This window comes from Rhodobacteraceae bacterium D3-12 (genome assembly GCA_025916135.1).
In the GTDB taxonomy this organism is placed as follows: domain Bacteria; phylum Pseudomonadota; class Alphaproteobacteria; order Rhodobacterales; family Rhodobacteraceae; genus JAKGBX01.
Window position 1 is genome coordinate 1,250,077 of sequence record CP104793.1, and the last position, 17,299, is coordinate 1,267,375.

General features: G+C 60.7%; 17 protein-coding genes and 1 pseudogene. 9 read left to right on the forward strand and 9 right to left on the reverse strand.

Translation table 11 applies throughout. The features are described 5' to 3' along the window. Positions 1-12 precede the first annotated feature (12 nt). The 3 genes from N4R57_06300 to N4R57_06310 form a co-directional block, all read right to left on the reverse strand. A complete protein-coding gene (locus N4R57_06300) occupies positions 13-2,031 on the reverse strand; it encodes a capsular polysaccharide biosynthesis protein (protein UYV38656.1) in 2,019 nt (672 codons plus the stop codon). An 18-nt stretch (positions 2,032-2,049) separates the two neighbouring features. Then, the gene (locus tag N4R57_06305) at positions 2,050-3,204 is read right to left on the reverse strand and encodes a polysaccharide biosynthesis/export family protein (protein ID UYV38657.1); all 1,155 of its coding nucleotides are present in this window, start codon (positions 3,202-3,204) and stop codon (positions 2,050-2,052) included. A gap of 116 nt (positions 3,205-3,320) precedes the next feature. Then, positions 3,321-4,613 carry a capsular biosynthesis protein gene (locus N4R57_06310; GenBank protein UYV38658.1) on the reverse strand — a complete coding sequence of 431 codons (1,293 nt, stop codon included), beginning with the start codon at positions 4,611-4,613 and terminating at the stop codon, positions 3,321-3,323. Positions 4,614-4,760: 147 nt separating this feature from the next. Here N4R57_06310 and N4R57_06315 point away from each other — a divergent pair, with 147 nt between their 5' ends. From N4R57_06315 to nusB, 5 genes are all read left to right on the forward strand, one after another. Continuing rightward, positions 4,761-5,348 (forward strand): riboflavin synthase, encoded by a 588-nt coding sequence (locus tag N4R57_06315; protein ID UYV38659.1) that lies wholly within the window; start codon positions 4,761-4,763, stop codon positions 5,346-5,348. A 343-nt stretch (positions 5,349-5,691) separates the two neighbouring features. Next, complete coding sequence (locus N4R57_06320; protein UYV38660.1) at positions 5,692-6,663, forward strand: MBL fold metallo-hydrolase; 972 nt, start codon at positions 5,692-5,694, stop codon at positions 6,661-6,663. Between the two features lie 115 nt (positions 6,664-6,778). After that, positions 6,779-7,909, forward strand: a complete 1,131-nt coding sequence (gene ribB, locus N4R57_06325) for a 3,4-dihydroxy-2-butanone-4-phosphate synthase (GenBank protein UYV38661.1) — start codon at positions 6,779-6,781, stop codon at positions 7,907-7,909. 3 nt (positions 7,910-7,912) lie between these two features. Beyond that, positions 7,913-8,458, forward strand: coding sequence for a 6,7-dimethyl-8-ribityllumazine synthase (locus tag N4R57_06330; GenBank protein UYV38662.1), 546 nt, complete (start codon positions 7,913-7,915; stop codon positions 8,456-8,458). Beyond that, positions 8,455-8,922, forward strand: a complete 468-nt coding sequence (nusB, locus tag N4R57_06335; GenBank protein ID UYV38663.1) for a transcription antitermination factor NusB — start codon at positions 8,455-8,457, stop codon at positions 8,920-8,922. Before N4R57_06330 ends, nusB begins: the two co-directional genes overlap by 4 nt. A gap of 144 nt (positions 8,923-9,066) precedes the next feature. Here the strand turns inward: nusB and N4R57_06340 are convergent, their stop codons facing one another. Beyond that, positions 9,067-10,068: a polyprenyl synthetase family protein gene (locus N4R57_06340; GenBank protein ID UYV38664.1), complete on the reverse strand. Its 1,002-nt coding sequence runs from the start codon at positions 10,066-10,068 to the stop codon at positions 9,067-9,069. 56 nt (positions 10,069-10,124) lie between these two features. Here N4R57_06340 and N4R57_06345 point away from each other — a divergent pair, with 56 nt between their 5' ends. The 3 genes from N4R57_06345 to N4R57_06355 all read left to right on the forward strand — a co-directional run bounded on the left by N4R57_06345 (position 10,125) and on the right by N4R57_06355 (position 11,449). Next, on the forward strand, positions 10,125-10,340 hold the full coding sequence (locus N4R57_06345; GenBank protein ID UYV38665.1) for a DUF2007 domain-containing protein: 216 nt from the start codon (positions 10,125-10,127) through the stop codon (positions 10,338-10,340). 7 nt (positions 10,341-10,347) lie between these two features. After that, entirely contained in the window at positions 10,348-11,163 is an 816-nt protein-coding gene (locus N4R57_06350; protein ID UYV38666.1) for a methyltransferase, read from the forward strand. A 112-nt stretch (positions 11,164-11,275) separates the two neighbouring features. After that, on the forward strand, positions 11,276-11,449 hold the full coding sequence (locus N4R57_06355) for a DUF465 domain-containing protein (protein UYV38667.1): 174 nt from the start codon (positions 11,276-11,278) through the stop codon (positions 11,447-11,449). An 85-nt stretch (positions 11,450-11,534) separates the two neighbouring features. On the opposite strand, the pseudogene gcvA reads toward N4R57_06355, so the two are convergent. From gcvA to N4R57_06380, 5 genes and pseudogenes are all read right to left on the reverse strand, one after another. Continuing rightward, positions 11,535-12,467, reverse strand: a pseudogene (gene gcvA, locus N4R57_06360) (transcriptional regulator GcvA). Between the two features lie 292 nt (positions 12,468-12,759). Further along, positions 12,760-13,482, reverse strand: a complete 723-nt coding sequence (gene phbB / locus N4R57_06365; GenBank protein UYV38668.1) for an acetoacetyl-CoA reductase — start codon at positions 13,480-13,482, stop codon at positions 12,760-12,762. Positions 13,483-13,665: 183 nt separating this feature from the next. Further along, entirely contained in the window at positions 13,666-14,841 is a 1,176-nt protein-coding gene (locus tag N4R57_06370) for an acetyl-CoA C-acetyltransferase (GenBank protein UYV38669.1), read from the reverse strand. Between the two features lie 209 nt (positions 14,842-15,050). Then, on the reverse strand, positions 15,051-15,887 hold the full coding sequence (locus tag N4R57_06375; GenBank protein ID UYV38670.1) for an EAL domain-containing protein: 837 nt from the start codon (positions 15,885-15,887) through the stop codon (positions 15,051-15,053). A gap of 177 nt (positions 15,888-16,064) precedes the next feature. Further along, positions 16,065-16,679, reverse strand: a complete 615-nt coding sequence (locus tag N4R57_06380; GenBank protein UYV38671.1) for a flavin reductase family protein — start codon at positions 16,677-16,679, stop codon at positions 16,065-16,067. Positions 16,680-16,791: 112 nt separating this feature from the next. Between N4R57_06380 and N4R57_06385 the strand changes: the two genes are divergently transcribed. After that, positions 16,792-17,277 (forward strand): N-acetyltransferase, encoded by a 486-nt coding sequence (locus N4R57_06385; protein ID UYV38672.1) that lies wholly within the window; start codon positions 16,792-16,794, stop codon positions 17,275-17,277. Positions 17,278-17,299 lie beyond the last annotated feature (22 nt).

Sequence of the window (17,299 nt, forward strand, 5' to 3'; positions counted from 1 at the left end):
CTAATCCTGCGGTTACCGCCGCCACATCGGCGCAAATCCGGCAAACACCCCCTGTAGCTTTGAGACCAGCCGATTGAGCGCCCCCGGATGCGGGATCTCCCCACTGGCAAGCCGCTCGACAGCCACTTCCACGGGGCAGGGCTGCCCGCTCACCGGGTCAAAATAGCGTGGATAATCAATCAACGCCGCATGCACCAACCCGTGTAATGAAACCTGCCCACGCCGCCGCGCCGGAACATCTCCCAGATCACGTGTCAGCCCCCAACCGGCATAGAACGGCGCGCCGGTACAGGTCACTTTCACGCCCCGCAACAGCGCCTCAAACCCAAGCAGCGAGGTCATCGTCCACACCTCCTCCACCTGATCCAGTAGGGCAACAGGGTCCGCCGCGCTCACCACCATATCCGCCAGATCACCGGCGTCGATCTTGCCGTCGCGCAATCCGGCTTCAACATCCGGGTGGGGTTTGTAAATGATCACGGCATCGGGGTTGTGCGCCCGCGCCGCCTCCAGAAGGGCGCGATTGCCCGCAATCTTGCCGCCCCCCGTCAGGACCGAGGCATCATCCTCAACCTGTCCCGGCACCAATATGCGCCGCCCCGCGGGCAGCGCGGGCGCGTCCCCGCCCAGATTGTATTTGGTAACGCCCAACTCTCGCACCGCGCGGATCAATTGTTCCACCCGCACATCCTGATCCGGGCGCAACTCTGCGCGCTTGGCGATCAGCCGCTCCAACCGGCTTTGCCGCGTCGGGTCGTAATAAATCCCCAGATCGTCACAGACGAGCGATAACGGCGGCACCAATTCCGCCCCCAACCCGCGCGAGCGTAAAAAACCGTCCTCGACCCGGATGATCCCCTCGCGCTCCGGCGCGGCCTTGCTGGCCCAGACCATGCGCCGCCGCCCCTCGGCATCGCGCTGCTCCGTGCCAAAAATCATGCGCTTATGGGCGCCAAACACCTTCTGGAAGGGGGCGCGTTTCCACAGCCTGATCTCTTCCCCGATCCAGCCGCGATGATCCTCGCGCCAGCCCCGCGCCAAGGCCTCCGCCGCATCCAACGCCTCTTCAAAACTGGCCAGCCGGTCACGATAGGGATCATACCACGTCGGGTGCAAAATCATCGCCGCCGCAAAAAGCTGTGCCCGCGTCAGAGCGCGCCCGCGCTGGGGCAGGGGATGCGGGTTGCGATCATCGCTCAACCCCCAACCGGCGTAAAACGGCTGCCCGAACACCACCGGCTTATGCCCCGCCAATATCGCCTCAAACCCCATCTGCGAAGACACGGTATAGACCGCCACCGCCCCCTCAAGCAGCACCCAGGGAGAGATCGGAGTGTCATGAAATTTGACCCGCCCCTTGGCGTGGCTCTCGTCGAAATAGCCACCGCGAAAGCCTTGTGTTGTTTCGGGGTGCGATCGGATCAGGATCTTCGCGCCGGGGTTCTCCTCCTGCGCCCAATACAGGGCCTCAAGAAAGCTGTTCTTGTCCGCCCGCCCATGCGCCACGCTGGCATCGCCCTCGGTCTGATCTATGACCAGAACATAGCCCGGCTTGGGCGCTTCTCCTTCGGGGTCATGTCCGAAATACTTGCTCAGATGCGCGTCCTGCATCCGCGCGATCCCGCCCCGCGCCCGGTTCAACAAAGCGGTGTCATCCAGCGGATGCGTGGCCAAAAGCGTCTCAAGGTCTGAGGGGTTTGCGGCGTCAAAATGCACCCCGGTCTGGTCGATCTGCAACCCCAGCGGCGGCTCACCCGCACGCCCCGGTCTGAGCGAGCGTAGGAACGCATCCTCAATCCGCACAATCCCTGCGCCGGTGGCCTCGGCCACCGCCTCGCCCCGCCCGGCATAGGGCGAATGCCCCCAAACGGCGACGCGGTCCTCGCTGCCGGGCTTGCCAAGGCACAGCTCATACCCGGCCAGCTCAACAATCCGGCGCACGCGCTTCTGGCGCAGAAAGCCTGCGTTGAAATAGTAAAGCCGCCGGGAGGTTTCCCCTCCGGCGGCTTTGTCATTGCCTTGCTCAGCCATCGTTTGACCTGTCACGCATCAGCCACCAAGCGCATCCACGCCCGAGCTGACGGTGCCGACCGCGCCCAAGGTGCCGGTGACGGCGGAAATCGTCTTATTCCACTGGGTGAACGGTGCTTCGGTCACATAAAGCGTGTCATCATCGCGGATCGAAAAATCGCGCGCCATGAACATGCCGTTGGGTTGCGTCAGGTCCAGCACGTAAACCAAGCGCTGTGGCCCGACCAGATCATCGCGCCCCAGAACCCGGTTGGCGATCTCGGCAGGCTCGTTGCGGAACACGAAAACGCCGGTCGGATCGGCGGCGCTCGCGGTCAAACCGCCGACCTGTGCCAGCGCTTCAACCGCGCTCAGGGTCTGGCTGTCAAACTGAACCCGCGTCTGCGTGCCCGTCGCGCCCAGCGCAGTAAAGGTGCGGGCGTCTTCCTCAACCAGAATCTTGTCACCGCCACGCAGCGCAATATCCAATTCAGGGTTGTTGTAGAGATCCTGCAACCAGATCTTCGACCGCTTGTTGCCACGGATCACGGTGATCTGAGTGATCTCCGGCGCGATCGAAATACCACCGGCCCGCGCCAGCATTGTGGTCAACGTCCGGGTCGGGCGTTCGATTGCGTAAACACCTTGGCCACCGACCGAACCGACAAGGCTCACGGTCGAGCCGTCACCGGCAATGCGGCGCACCTCAACCTGCGGGTCAGGGGTCTGCTCAGAAAGCTTGCGGGTGATGATCCGTCGGATCGCTTCGGGGTTGTTGCCCGCTGCGCGAATGCGACCGGCATAGGGGATAAAGATAAAGCCCGAGCCATCGACCTGAATTTCTTCCAATGTGGCTGCCGAAGAGGCGCCTGTCGCCCCCGACGAGCCCAAGAGCGGATCATCCACGTTTTCCCAAACGGTGATCCCCAAGGTGTCGCCCGGCCGGATCGTGTCCGACCCCAAGACGCCTGCGCGCTTGAACTCTTCGCTAAAGCCCAACGCCGGCACAACCGACGTGGCTCGCGTGACCCGGTCATTGACCGCCACAACAAAGGCATCACCTTTTCGCTGCACTGAACCTTCGAAAATTTCTTTTTTGGTCGGCCCGACGCGCGGAAGGCCACAGGACGACACGACCGCCAAAGCGGCGACAAGGGCGACAGTCCGCGCCCAACGGGAGTTTACGGGTTTCACTGCTCGGTCTCCTCGACCTGTTCTTATTCTGCCTCAAGTTCAACGCTTTGCGCGTCTTATTTGAAGCGACGCTACCCGATTTTCTTTTTGAAATCCAGCGTTAGAGATTGCGCGGTCTAATTCACCAGCCGCAACTGTTGCCTCGGAGCCGCGGTCCCCCGTTCAAGCGCCTCATAAGGATCGTCCGCAGAGAGCATCATATCAACCACCATCCGCATCAGCTGTCGCCGGCCCCGCGCCGAATAAAAGCCGCCCGCTATCTGGCTGGTTTCCAACAGATAACGGCGATACTCCTGATAGGCCCGGCTGTCCGGGCGCCCGGCCTGCGCGAAAAACTCGGGCAGGGGCTGGGTTGATACGAACTCTGGCTTGTCAAACACCGCACGGCCAAACACCTTGAGCGGAATTCCGCGCCACAACACTTGCTGCGCGGCGGTTGAATTGACCGTAACCGCGCTTCTTGCATCGTTCAGAAGCTGCGCCAGCTTGCCACCCCGCACATAATGCACCCGCGCCTCAACGCCACAGTCCTTGGCAATGCGACGGATCTCGCGGCGCAGCGGCACGCGCCCGTCTTCCAGTGGGTGCGCCTTGAACACAAGGTGATGATGCCCCGGCGCACCTTGGGCAAACCCGCGGATCACCACATCAAGGAAATCAGGCATGCTTTTGAAGGGGGAGTGCATCTGGAACGAGCTGTCATGCTCAAGCTGCAACAGAGCCAAATGATAGGGAAAGCCGCCCCACCGCACGCGCAACGTCGCCAGCCACCGCTCCGCTGCCTGCGCCGGCATGAGCAACAGGCGCTTGAGGTAAAGTTGGAATTCCTTGGTGACGGGCAGATCGCGATGTGGCCGGAAATTGCGGTAATCGCGATTTCGAAACATCACAAAGAAATGGTAAAGCGCGCCGTAAAACACATGATGGCGCATATCGCCCCAACGTGCCGGGGGCAGGGGGGCATCCATGTCCGAATGGGCCAGAACCTCGCGCATTTGCGCGATGCTCATATCCATCAGCCGCGAATTCCCGTTCGAGCCGCCACGCTCATACGTGACCCAATAGGGCCGCAGATAGCCTTCCTCAAACACATGCACCCGCAGCCCACGTTCGCGCGCCCGCTTAACCGCCTCGTAATGAATGCCGCGGGTGTCGCCGTAAAGCACAATGTCGGTGATGGATTTTTCCTCAACCAAGGCCTCGAAATGCGCGGGCCAGTCGGTTTGCGCACCGGTGTAGGGAATATAACTCTTTGAGTGAAACCAGAACGCCCTGTCACCGGCATTGAACCCGACACGCCACACTTCGGCTCCGGCAAGGCGCAACATCTTGCCCAGCCGGTTGAAAAACGGGCCGTGCGGGCCCTGAAGAAACAGGAAAGCGCGGTTTTTGCCGGTAAGTGCAGCCATGGTTCTCACATACGCAGGAATGGTCGGGCTCCTCTCTACTGCGCCGTTCTGGCAAAAATATGGCTGGTTTGCGGTGCGATGAACAGGGCTTTCTTGCACCGGATCACCCCACGCGCTAAAGCGTTTTGCGAGCGAAAGGAAGCAATCATGTTCACAGGCATCATCACCGATATCGGCACCGTGAAAACGCTTGAACAACGCGGCGACCTGCGCGCGCGTATCGCCACAGGCTATGAAACGTCGGGCATCGACATCGGCGCTTCGATTGCCTGCAATGGCGTTTGCCTGACGGTGATCGCACTTGGCGATGACTGGTTCGACGTTGATATCAGCGCCGAAACCGTGTCGAAAACCAACCTCGATAGCTGGGCCGAGGGCACCCCCCTCAACCTTGAACGCGCACTTAAAGTGGGCGATGAACTGGGCGGCCATATCGTGTCGGGCCATGTCGATGGCGTGGCCGAATTGATCGCGATGCAGAACGAGGGCGACAGCACCCGTCTCACCTTCCACGCACCTGAAACACTGGCCCGCTATATTGCGCCCAAAGGCTCGGTCGCGCTGAACGGCACGTCGCTTACAGTGAACGATGTCGATGGCTGCGACTTCGGCATCAACGTCATTCCGCACACCCAAGAGGTCACCACTTGGGGCCAAGCAAAAACCGGCGATCGGGTGAACCTCGAAATCGACACGCTCGCCCGCTACGTTGCCCGCCTGCGCGACTTCGACTGACCCAAAGGAGCGCCTTGCGGCGCACAGGTTTAGTGGGTTTGGCGCTAGCGTCCGGGTCTGGTTGGAACTAAGGGCAGGCCCCCAAACACAGGTTGAATTGGGGGCCAGCCCCCAAACAGGTTGAATTGGGGGCCAGCCCCCAAACACAGGCTTGATTGGGGGCCAGCCCCCAAACCCCGGGATACTTCCGGTCAGATGAAGCGAGGTGTCCAGAGCTTCATCTGACCGCAAATATCCCCGCCGGAGGCATTAAAACTCTTTATACACCACTGGACACATTCAAAAAACGTGTTGCGTATTGGGCGCTGGCGGCCATACTTCCTCAAACCGAGGGAGGCCACCAATGACACTTTTCAAACCCAGCCGTCGTGACATTCTGAAACTTGCAGCTATAGCGCCCGGATTTGTGCTGCCTGCGGTGGGGCGCGCTTCGCTCGGGGCGCCATTGGGCGAGAACCCGGGGTACTTCCGGTTCACCTTAGGGGAGGCGAAGATGACCGTTCTCTCCGATGGCTATTTCACCACGCCGATCAAAGAGGTGGCGGTCAATGCCGATCGGGACATGGTCGAGGCTGCGTTGAAGCAGCACTTTTTACCTGCCGGGATCAACTATGCGCATACCAATCATCTATATGTTGAGTTGGGAGACACCAAATTGCTTGTCGATGTCGGCTCCGGCTCGCGCTTTTTTGACAGCACGGGACGGCTTGTGGCCAATCTTGAGGCGGCCGGAATCGATCCGGGCAGCATCACCCATGTGTTCATCACTCACGCCCATCCCGATCACATCTGGGGTATCCGCGATGATTTCGACGAGGCGATTTTTCCCGACGCGCAATATGTCATGGGCGAGGTCGAGCATAGCTATTGGATGCAGGACGATCTTGTGAACAAGGTTGCGCCCGAAGAGCAGCAATTCGTCCTTGGCGCCGTCAATTCGATCAATGCCGACGGGGTGGAGTGGACGCTGATCAGGGATGGTGCCGAAATCGCCCCCGGGATCCGTGCCATGAACAGCTTTGGCCATACGGCAGGGCATATGAGCCTGCATGTGTCATCGGGAGATCATCAGCTTATCGCGCTGGGCGATGCCTTTGCCCAAGTTTGGATGAACTTCGCGCATCCCGATTGGGTCAACGGGATTGACGCCGATCCAGTGCAAACCGTTGCCAGCCGGTCGGCTATTCTTGACCGCGCTGCGGCCGACAGGGTTGCGCTTCTGGGCTATCATTTCCCGTTTCCGGGGGTCGGCCATGTGGCGCGCGAGGGGGCGGCCTATCGCTTTGTGCCGGCGCTCTGGCAATTCGGCGGATGAGGAGATGGTTCGGGTGGCTGGATAACACCGCTGGATAACGCCGCGATACTCTGGCGTTCACCCCCGTGCTGCGGTATTGGGCGCCAGTGCCAGCGGAATGCCCAGAGGGAAGCCCATGACCAAAGCCTATGACACGCCCGGCGAGATCGAGAGCAGCCTCAGCGGCGCCATCACGCCGATTGATGAGATCATTGCCGATGCTGCGCGTGGCAAGATGTATATTCTTGTCGATCATGAAGACCGCGAGAATGAAGGTGACCTGATCATTCCGGCGGAATTTGCCGATGCGCAGGCAATCAACTTCATGGCCACCCACGGGCGTGGGCTGATCTGCCTGCCGATGACGGCCGAACGGGTTGACCGGCTTGGCCTGCCGATGATGGCGGTGAATAATTCCTCGCGTATGGAAACCCCCTTCACCGTCTCGATCGAGGCGCGCGAAGGCGTGACCACCGGCATCTCTGCGCCTGACCGGGCCTTGACCGTGGCAACGGCGATCAATGAGCAAAACACCATGGCACAGCTTGCAACGCCGGGGCATGTCTTTCCCTTGCGCGCCCGCAATGGCGGCGTCTTGGTGCGGGCCGGTCATACCGAGGCGTCGGTGGATATCTCGCGGCTTGCCGGGCTCAACCCATCGGCGGTGATCTGTGAGATCATGAAGGAAGACGGCGAGATGGCCCGCCTGCCGGACCTTGTGGAGTTTGCCAAGGCGCATGACCTCAAGATCGGGACGATCTCTGATCTGATCGCCTATCGCCACAAGCATGACAACCTCGTGCGTGAGACCCGCTCGCGGGTGGTGAACTCCGAACATGGCGGCGAATGGTTGATGCGCGTGTTCGCTGACGAGATCACAGGCACCGAGCATATCGCATTGATAAAAGGCGATATTTCCGGCCCCGAAGCGGTGCTTGTGCGCGCCCACGCGCTGAGCGAACTTGAAGATGTGCTCGGGCTTGGCAGCAATAGCACGGACACGCTGCCCGCCGCGATGAACATCATTGCCGACGAAGGGCGCGGCGCCGTGCTGCTCTTTCGCGAACCCCACCCAAAGCTCGACTTCGGCGAGGATGACGATGCGCCGAAGATCGTCAAACGCACCGGGCTCGGCTCGCAAATCATGGCCACTTTGGGCATGTCAGAGCTGATCCTTTTGACCGACTCACCCAGCACGCGCTATCTCGGGATCGACGCTTACGGGCTGTCCATCACCGGAACCCGCCCCATTCACAAGAAAGGCTGAGCCATGGCCATTTCCCATTACACCCTGCCGGCTGCGACGCTCGACAAACCGGCCAAGCTTTTGATCGTTGCCGCACCGTTCTACCGCGAGATCATTGATAACCTGATCGCCGGTGCCAAAGCCGAGATCGAGGCCGCCGGCGCAACATGTGACGTGATCGAAGTGCCCGGAGCGCTCGAAGTGCCCACCGCCATCGGCATCGCCGAACGCCTGTCGAATTTCGACGGCTATGTGGCGCTGGGTTGTGTTATCCGCGGTGAAACCACCCATTACGAAACCGTCTGCAATGACAGCTCCCGCGCGATCCAGATGCTGGGCCTTCAGGGGCTGTGCATCGGCAATGGCATCCTGACGGTCGAGAACGAAGACCAAGCGATTGTGCGCGCCGATCCGGCCCAGATGAACAAAGGTGCTGGTGCTGCCGCTGCGGCCTTGCATCTTATCGCGCTCACCCGTAAGTGGGGCGGCGCGCGCAAAGGGGTGGGGTTTCTGCCCGAACGCGAAGAATACCAGATCGCTGGTGAGTTGAAGGACAATCCAACCGCATGACCCTCTCGGGCAACGCCAAACGCAAGATGAAATCCGCCGCCCGGCTCTATGCCGTGCAGGCGCTGTTTCAGATGGAGCATTCCGGCCAAACCGTTGAATCGGTTATGGCGGAATTCGAAGATCACCGCTTTGGGGCGACCTATGATGGTGACGAAATGGCCGAGGGCGACCCGACATTGTTCCGCCGCTTGATGGGCGATGCCGTGAATTATCAGGCACCGATTGACCAATTGACCGACCGCGCATTGGTGGCGAAATGGCCGATCAACCGGATCGACCCGACCTTGCGGGCGCTGTTCCGCGCGGCGGGGGCGGAGCTGACACAGTCAAACACGCCGCCCAAAGTGGTCATTACCGAGTTTGTCGATGTGGCGCGCGCTTTCTTCCCGGATGGTAAAGAGACTCAATTCGTCAACGCCGTGCTCGACCACATGGCGCATGAGGCCAAGCCAGACGCATTCTAACGAAGAATGCGGTCAAAAATCCGTCACGGATTTTTTCAGCGCAAAACGCCGCCCGGTCACATAATGCCGCCCGGTCACAGCTGTTCGGAACGTGTTTTCCGCGACGGAAAACAGACCGAATTTCGCGACGAAATTCGTGACCCTTTACGAAATCCGCGCCACCACGTAATCGGCAATGTCGCTCAGCATATCGCGCACCGCATGCGCGGGCAGGGTGGCCAGCGCCGATTTCGCCTTCTCGGCCCATTCCAGCGCATCGCGGCGCGTTGCCTCGATCGCCCCGTGTTTGTCGAGCAACGCCATGGCATGCTCAAGGTCGCCGTCCCGCTGCACACCCTTCTCGATGGTGCGCGACCAGAACGCCCGCTCTTCGGCGTCCGCCAATGCCACCGCCTTGATCACCGGCAGGGTCAGCTTGCGCTCGCGAAAATCATCGCCAAGGTTCTTGCCCGTGGCGCTGGTGTCGCCGGCATAATCCAGCAGGTCATCAACGATCTGGAACGCAATCCCAAGCGCATCGCCATAATCGTAAAGCGCCTGCACATGCGGTTCCGGCGCTTCGGCAATCACCCCGCCAACCTGCGTCGCGGCGCTAAACAACGCCGCCGTCTTGCCGCGCACCACTTGCAGGTACACCGCCTCATCCGTGCGCAAATCCTGCGCCGCGGTCAATTGAAGCACTTCGCCCTCGGCAATCGTGGCCGATGCGTTGGACAGGATCTTGAGAACCCGCAAGTTCCCAGTCTCAACCATCACCTGAAAGCTGCGCGAAAACAGGTAGTCGCCGACCAGAACGCTGGATTTATTGTCCCACAAAAGGTTCGCCGTCGGTCGCCCGCGCCGCTGGGCGCTTTCATCGACCACGTCATCATGCAAAAGCGTCGCGGTGTGGATAAACTCAACCGTCGCCGCCAGATGCACGTCATAGGGGCCGCCATAGCCACAGATCTCTGCCGCCGCCAAGGTCAGCATCGGGCGCAGCCGCTTGCCCCCGGCATTCACCAAATGCGCGGTCACTTCGGGGATGCGCGGCGCATGTTCTGATGCCATCCGCTCGGCAATCAATGTGTTCACCGCCTCCATGCCGCGCTGCAAATGCGCGGCCAATCTCTCGTGCGGTTTCTGGGTGACCTGGTCCAAGCTCATCACACTCCCGTTCCCAAGCCTCGACATTTGCCGCGACCTGGCCTTATCTCATCCCCATGAAACAGCTAATGCGCACAAACGACCCTACCCAGATCGCCTTCGCCAAAGCACTGCTTCAGGGCGAGGGTATAACGGCCTTTGAATTGGACGTAAATATGAGCAATCTTGATGGCTCCATTGGCATATTGCCACGCCGCATCATGGTCGCGGACGCCGATTTTACCGCCGCCGCCCGCGCCCTGCGCGATAATGGCCTGCCGGTCGAGGACTGACGCGCCGATGCCTCATCCGCCGCCCAGTCCACCGCCGCCCAGCCCGCCGTCGTCAAGTCCGCCGCCAACTGACACCGTCAGCCGCGATCTTTTTCTCGGTGGCAAGCTCACCCTGACACAGCCGCGCTCGGGGTATCGCGCTGGCGTTGATCCCGTGCTGCTGGCCGCCTCGGTTCCGGCACGCGCCGGGCAAAGCGTGCTGGACCTCGGCTGCGGGGCAGGGGCCGCTGCGCTCTGCCTCGGGGCGCGGGTGGCGGGGCTAACGCTCACCGGGCTAGAGCTTCAACCGCAGTACGCCGCTCTGGCCCGGCGCAATGCCAGCGATAACGCCATCCCCTTTGAGGTGGTCGAAGGCGACATCACCGCCATCCCCGCCACGCTCAAATCGCGCCAGTTTGATCACGTCATCATCAACCCGCCGTATTACGACCGCACCCGTGGAAGCGCCGCGCCCGACCCGGCCCGCGAAACCGCTCTCGGTGGGGGGGCTGTCACCCTCGCACAGTGGATCGAGGCCGCCGCAAAACGTCTCGCCCCCAAAGGTTACCTCAGCGTGATCCAAAGGGCCGAGCGTCTGCCGGACCTTGTTTCCGCCGCGTCGGCAAATCTCGGCTCATTGCAACTTCTCCCACTCTGGCCCCGTCCGGGGCGCGACAGCCAGCTCGTCATCCTGCGCGCGCGAAAATCCGGCCGAGCCGAATTTCGCCTGCATTCCGGCATACTTATGCATGACGCCCCAACGCATGAGAGCGATCAGGAAAGCTATTCCCCGACCATCCGCGCGGTGCTGCGCGATGGTGCTCCCCTGCCATTTCCCGCTTAAGTTGCAGGCGGGATTAACCCTTCGTTCATCAAATATGAGCAATGATAGGTGACAGGTGGCGATTTTTGTGCTGCACTTGTCACATGGCTTTTACATTCAGAGGAGGACGCCTATGAGCTTGAGTTCGCATGTTGAGGAACTGAAGAAGAAACACCTAAGCCTCTCTGAGCAGGTTGAGCAGATTCAGCGCTCACCCGGTTCTCACGATGTTGAGATTGCCGAGCTGAAGAAGCAGAAACTGCGGCTCAAGGAAGAAATTTCCCGGCTCGAAGCGCCAGTTGAATAACTGCCGAGCAAACACAGCGCAGCAAACCACCACTCACTGACAACAAGACGCGCCCGTTTTGTGGCGCGTCTTCGCTGCGAGCCCCCTATTTCGGCGGCACATCCTCCACCGGAACAAGCGTCAACGCCTCGGTCACATCCAGCGTTTTAAGCGTTTCCGCCTTCATCCAAGCCAGCAACGATGCGATCTGCGGGCGTTTCTCATGTCCGTCACGGCATAGAAACCGGAACTCTGCTTGGGTGACAATTGCCACTTGATAGGGCGCGACAAGCCGCCCCTCGGTGATCTCTTTCACCACCATCGCGCGCCGCCCAAGCACGATTCCCGTGCCCGCTACCGCCGCATCCACCGCATGATCCGCTTGGCTGAAATGCGGCCCGTGGGTCGGGGTGAAATCCATGCCCACCGCCCGAAACCACGTGGGCCAATCGAGCGGCGGGTCAAGAAAATCAATCGAATTGTCAAACATCAGCGGTGCGTCACGCAGGCTCTCTGGCGTTGGATATTGCGCTGCCAATTCGGGCGTCATCACCGGCGTCACCCACTCCTGCGCAAAGGCTTCTGCAAATAAACCCGGATCTGGCCCAAGCCCAAAGCGAATCGCCACATCCACTTCATCGCGGTCAAAATTCATCCGCCGCAGGCTGGCGGTAAAGCGCAGGTCGATCTCGGGGTGCGCCCGCACGAACTCGAAAATCCTCGGGGCCAGCCATTTGGCCGTAAACGCCGGGCCCGCGGTCACCACAAGCGTGTTGCTGTCCAACACCCGCCGCGCCGCCCGCCATGCGGCGCCCAACCGCTCAAATCCCTCCTGCGCGCCGGGGGCCAATGCGCGCCCCGCCTCGGTCAACTCCACCGCCCGTGTCAAACGGCGAAACACCGGCGCGCCCAGATGCTCTTCAAGCGATTTGATCTGAAAGGACAGAGCCGCAGGCGTCACATGCAATTCTTCGGCCGCTTTGGCGAAGGACATATGCCGCGCCGCCGCATCAAACGCCCGCAGCGCCGTAAGGGGAGGGGGTTATCACTCATACGCTCAAGTAAAACTTAATCATAGCGGGAAAAACTCTCATTTGTAGGCGGGATAACCTTTCCTATATCAGTGACACATCGAAATTACTTATGCAAACGAGGTGCCCCATGTTGGAAACAGCCGCCCCCCAAGAGATGCAGGCCCACTACGCTCGCGCCCATTCCCTGCGCGCCGAAGCCTTTGCCGGCCTCTTCGCCGCCATTGCCGCGCTCTTTCGCGTCAAAGAAAAGGGCCGCGCCTTTCGGCACGACCCCAAGCCTGCTGATCTGGCGTTTGATCAGACGAAGAACTGCGCCCCATTGGCCGAGATCGTCGAGCCATTGATGAAGCCCGCATCATCCGCAGCGAGGAACGACACGCAGCGCGCAATCTCTTCCGGTTCGCCCAAACGGCCCGTCGGGATGCCCGCAACGATCGAATCGCGCACTTTCTCGGGGATCGCCATCACCATTTCCGTGGCGATATAGCCGGGGCAAATCGCATTTGCCGTGATCCCTGCGCGCGCGCCTTCCTGTGCCAGCGATTTCACGATGCCAAGGTCTCCCGCCTTGGTCGCGGCATAGTTGACCTGCGCGAATTGACCCTTTTGGCCGTTGATCGACGAGATCACGATCACCCGCCCGAATTTCCGCTCACGCATGCCCGGCCATACCGGATGCACCGTGTTGAACACGCCTGTCAGGTTGGTGTCGATCACTTGCGACCACTGCTCCGGTGTCATCTTGTGGAACGGCGCGTCGCGGGTGATGCCGGCGTTGGCCACCACCACGTCGATCGGGCCCAAATCAGCCTCGACCTGTGCAATCCCGGCCGCGCTTTCCTCATAGCTGGCCACGTTCCACTTGTAGGTTTTGATGCCGGTTTCGGCGGTAAACTTGGCCGCGGCCTCGTCATTGCCGGCATAGGTCGCGGCAACCTCGAAGCCATCCGCTTTCAACCGCTTTGAAATCGCTTCGCCAATCCCACGTGATCCGCCGGTGACCAGTGCAACTCTTCCCATTTTTTCCTCCTAATTTTAGCTGTGCTTGTAACTCTGTTACCCAACTCGAAATGTCCGCGCAACAATCTTGCGCAATTTATTGCCGAAATACGAGGATTATTTCCTAACCCTCGGCAATTCCTGCTAAAACCTAAAAAAAGAGGCGCCCGAAAGCGCCTCGATTTAATCCATGGCGCCGCGTGATTAGTCGCGCTCAAGGCACATCGCAACGCCCATGCCACCACCGATGCAGAGCGTGGCAAGACCCTTCTTGGCATCGCGGCGCTGCATCTCGAACAACAGCGTGTTCAGGATCCGCGCGCCCGAGGCACCAATCGGGTGGCCGATGGCAATTGCGCCGCCGTTGACGTTCACAATCTCAGGGTTCCATCCCATGTCCTTGTTCACCGCACAGGCCTGTGCAGCAAAGGCTTCGTTCGCCTCCACAAGGTCAAGCTCATCCGCCGACCAACCGGCTTTTTCCAACGCTTTGCGGCTGGCATAAATCGGCCCCGCGCCCATGATCGACGGGTCAAGACCCACCGTGGCATAGGACGCAATCCGCGCCAGCGGCTGGATGCCGCGCTTTTCGGCGTTCGCCGCGCTCATCAACAACGCACCCGCCGCGCCATCGTTCAGCCCCGAGGCATTCGCCGCCGTGACCGATCCGTCCTTGGTAAAGGCCGGGCGCAGCTTCTGCATCGCTTCCATGGTTGCGCCATGGCGGATGTATTCATCCGCATCGACCGTGATCTCACCTTTGCGGGTTTTCACGATGAACGGCACAATCTCGTCGGCGAATTTGCCCGCCTTCTGCGCCGCTTCGGCCTTGTTCTGGCTGGCCACGGCGAACTCATCTTGCTGCTCGCGGTTGATCTGCCATTTCTCGGCAACATTTTCGGCCGTTTGGCCCATGTGATAGCCGTTAAAGGCGTCCCACAAACCGTCGCGGATCATCGAATCGATGTATTTCACATCGCCCATCTTGGTCCCCGCCCGCAGATGCGCCACATGGGGGCTCAGCGACATGTTCTCTTGTCCGCCCGCAGCCACGATATCGGCGTCGCCCAACTGGATATGTTGCGCCGCCAGCGCCACAGCACGAAGCCCCGAGCCGCACACCTGGTTGATTCCCCAAGCCGCGCTTTCGATCGGCAGACCTGCATTCACATGCGCCTGACGCGCCGGGTTTTGGCCCTGACCACCGGTCAATACCTGCCCAAGGATGGTTTCGCTGACTTCGCTCGCGTCGATCCCGGCGCGGGCAACCAGTTCTTTCAAAACAGCAGCGCCAAGGTCATGTGCGGGGGTATTGGCAAAAGAGCCGGTGAACGACCCGACAGGGGTGCGCGCGGCGGAGGCGATTACAACATTGGTCATGGGTGAATCCTCTTCCCGGAATTGGGGCAGGGGAGTATCACCTGTCTGACGCTTCGGCGTATCTGCCCGCGCCAGACCACCCCCCAGAGCCCGGTTCTGCGCCTGAATAGCGGATTTGCCGCGTTGCGGCAACTGTCCCGATGATGTGCCCCATGGTGTAAAGGTGTCGCAGGGTCAATTGCGCGACAGCTTCCCACCGCTTTACCGCTTTAGGCGCGCACCTTTTCCGGCATGCCCCAGCCGGGCGTCACCGTTGGCGCGCCGTAATAATAGCCCTGAAGGCAATCGACGCCGTTATCGGCAAGAAACTTCGCATCCGGGGCATTCTCGACAAATTCGGCCACGGTGAACATGTCAAACTGCTGTGCGATGCTGATTAACGCCCGCGTCAGCACCTGATTATCCGGGTTGGCGTGGATGCCGCGAATAAACTGACCGTCAATCTTGATCACATCGAACATGAAATCGCGCAGATGCCGGAACGACGTGTATCCAGCCCCGAAATCATCCAGCGCAAAGCTGATTCCCTTGACCTGCAAGACCGACATGAAATTCGCCACCAGCTCCGGCACCAACATGGCCGAGCTTTCGGTGATTTCCAGGATCAGCCGCTCCGCCATGGTCGCATCCCGCTGCAAGCCCCGGCGCAGGGTGCGCATCCACCGCTCATAGCCGATCGAACGGGCCGACATATTGATCGACAAACGCAGATCCGGCGTCTCGTGCAGCGCCTTCAGCCCAAGCTCGAGCGCAAGGCAATCGAGCATGCGCCCGGTCTCCGTCTCCTCGATCTCAAGGATAAACTCCGCCGCCGGAATGATCCGCCCGGTCGGGTCCTGAACCCGCGCAAGCCCCTCATAAAACGCGACTTTCTCGGGGTTTCGCGCCTGCACAATCGGTTGATAAGCCAGCAAAACCTGCTTGTGGCGCACCGCGTCCCGCACGGTATCAAGCACCGACGCATTGCGCGTGCTCACAGCATAGCTTAGCGGATCATCATGGCCCGGCGGCACCTTCGCCCATTTCCCTCTGTGTCCGCGTATCATACAGCCCTCCATCACACGCTTTGAACAGATGCGCCGCGCCCATCCCCCGATCAGCAGGGGGCAGGCAAACCGCATAAGCATTCGCTGTGATAATGACCGCAAAATCGCTAATATTCGGTGAAGACGCCTGTTTCTGGCCAGCCTACCGGCAGAGCAAACCTTCGCCCGTTGGCTCAATCATCTGGCCGGATCATCTGGCCGGGCCAGCGTGAATGCCTCGCGCACCACCGTATAATCGCGATAGCCCAGCCGCGACAGGGGCTGCACCTTGGTGATGTCAAACATCCCGTCCGTCATGCAATCATCGCGCAAATGGATCCCCGTGACCGTCCCCAGACAGATAAAATTCGCCTCGCCTTCCAGCTTCACAATCTGGTTCATCCGGCATTCCAAAGCCGCCGGTGCGCCCTCGACTCGTGCACAATCAATGGTTTCACAGGCCACGCGGGTCAATCCCGCCGCGTCGAACTCCGATTCGCCGGCCCCCAGAGTGGCCGAGCTGGTGTTCATGGCGTCTGTCATCGTTTCGGACACCATGTTTACGCAAAACACCCCGCTCTCGCGAATATTTGACAGGCTGTCCTTGGTGTCCTCGCGGTCCGCCTTGGTCCCGGTCGAGGCAAACATCACCTGCGGCGGCACATATGCGGTGCCGTTGAAGAAGGAATAGGGCGCAAGATTGTCCACACCGTCGCTGCTGCGGGTCGAAATCCAGCCAATAGGGCGCGGAACAATCAACGCGTTGAACGGGTTATGGGGCAGGCCGTGGCCATCCTCTGGGCGATAAAACATGTTGTGCGCTTTCCTTTCTCGGTTTGAACCGGTTTTAGGCCCGTGCTAGGGGCAAAACCACCCCTAATGCCGCCGCGCATCCGTTGCGGCCTCACGAAAAGGACAACAGCAGGTGTTCAATTTTGCACCGGAAACCGATGCTGACTGGTGGGAGGTCGAAGCCCTCTTCGATCTCTGCTTTGCACCGGGCCGCAGCGCGCTCAGCTCCTATCGTCTGCGCGACGGGGTGGCGCCTTTGAAAAACCTGTCCCTCGTGGCGCGTGATCCCGATGGCATTGCCGCCGGGGCGATCCGGTTCTGGCCGGTGCGCATCGGCGCGCATCGCGCTCTCCTGCTTGGCCCCATCGCGGTCCACCCCACCCACCAAGGCGAAGGGCTGGGGCGGCTCTTGATCCTCGAAAGCCTTGAATTGGCTGCAGAAAGCGGCTGGTCTCGGGTGATGCTCGTGGGCGACGAACCCTATTACGGGCGCTTCGGTTTTGCTCGGCTAAGCGGTGTCGACATGCCGCCTCCCACCAACCCTGAGCGCGTGCTCGGGCTCGACCTTGCCCCCGGCGGCTGGGCCGATGTTCGCGGCAAAGTCACGCGCGACGCTTGAAAATCGCGGCCAAACTGCCAAT

Excerpts from the sequence above, each read along its gene's own strand:
- N4R57_06370 (UYV38669.1), bottom strand. The coding sequence starts at position 14,841 with ATGACCAATGTTGTAATCGCCTCCGCCGCGCGCACCCCTGTCGGGTCG.
- N4R57_06380 (UYV38671.1), bottom strand. The coding sequence starts at position 16,679 with ATGTTTTATCGCCCAGAGGATGGCCACGGCCTGCCCCATAACCCGTTC.
- N4R57_06375 (UYV38670.1), bottom strand. The coding sequence starts at position 15,887 with ATGATACGCGGACACAGAGGGAAATGGGCGAAGGTGCCGCCGGGCCAT.
- N4R57_06355 (UYV38667.1), top strand. The coding sequence starts at position 11,276 with ATGAGCTTGAGTTCGCATGTTGAGGAACTGAAGAAGAAACACCTAAGC.
- ribB (UYV38661.1), top strand. The coding sequence starts at position 6,779 with ATGACCAAAGCCTATGACACGCCCGGCGAGATCGAGAGCAGCCTCAGC.
- N4R57_06340 (UYV38664.1), bottom strand. The coding sequence starts at position 10,068 with ATGAGCTTGGACCAGGTCACCCAGAAACCGCACGAGAGATTGGCCGCG.
- N4R57_06320 (UYV38660.1), top strand. The coding sequence starts at position 5,692 with ATGACACTTTTCAAACCCAGCCGTCGTGACATTCTGAAACTTGCAGCT.
- N4R57_06315 (UYV38659.1), top strand. The coding sequence starts at position 4,761 with ATGTTCACAGGCATCATCACCGATATCGGCACCGTGAAAACGCTTGAA.
- N4R57_06310 (UYV38658.1), bottom strand. The coding sequence starts at position 4,613 with ATGGCTGCACTTACCGGCAAAAACCGCGCTTTCCTGTTTCTTCAGGGC.
- phbB (UYV38668.1), bottom strand. The coding sequence starts at position 13,482 with ATGGGAAGAGTTGCACTGGTCACCGGCGGATCACGTGGGATTGGCGAA.
- N4R57_06300 (UYV38656.1), bottom strand. The coding sequence starts at position 2,031 with ATGGCTGAGCAAGGCAATGACAAAGCCGCCGGAGGGGAAACCTCCCGG.
- N4R57_06350 (UYV38666.1), top strand. The coding sequence starts at position 10,348 with ATGCCTCATCCGCCGCCCAGTCCACCGCCGCCCAGCCCGCCGTCGTCA.
- N4R57_06345 (UYV38665.1), top strand. The coding sequence starts at position 10,125 with ATGAAACAGCTAATGCGCACAAACGACCCTACCCAGATCGCCTTCGCC.
- N4R57_06330 (UYV38662.1), top strand. The coding sequence starts at position 7,913 with ATGGCCATTTCCCATTACACCCTGCCGGCTGCGACGCTCGACAAACCG.
- nusB (UYV38663.1), top strand. The coding sequence starts at position 8,455 with ATGACCCTCTCGGGCAACGCCAAACGCAAGATGAAATCCGCCGCCCGG.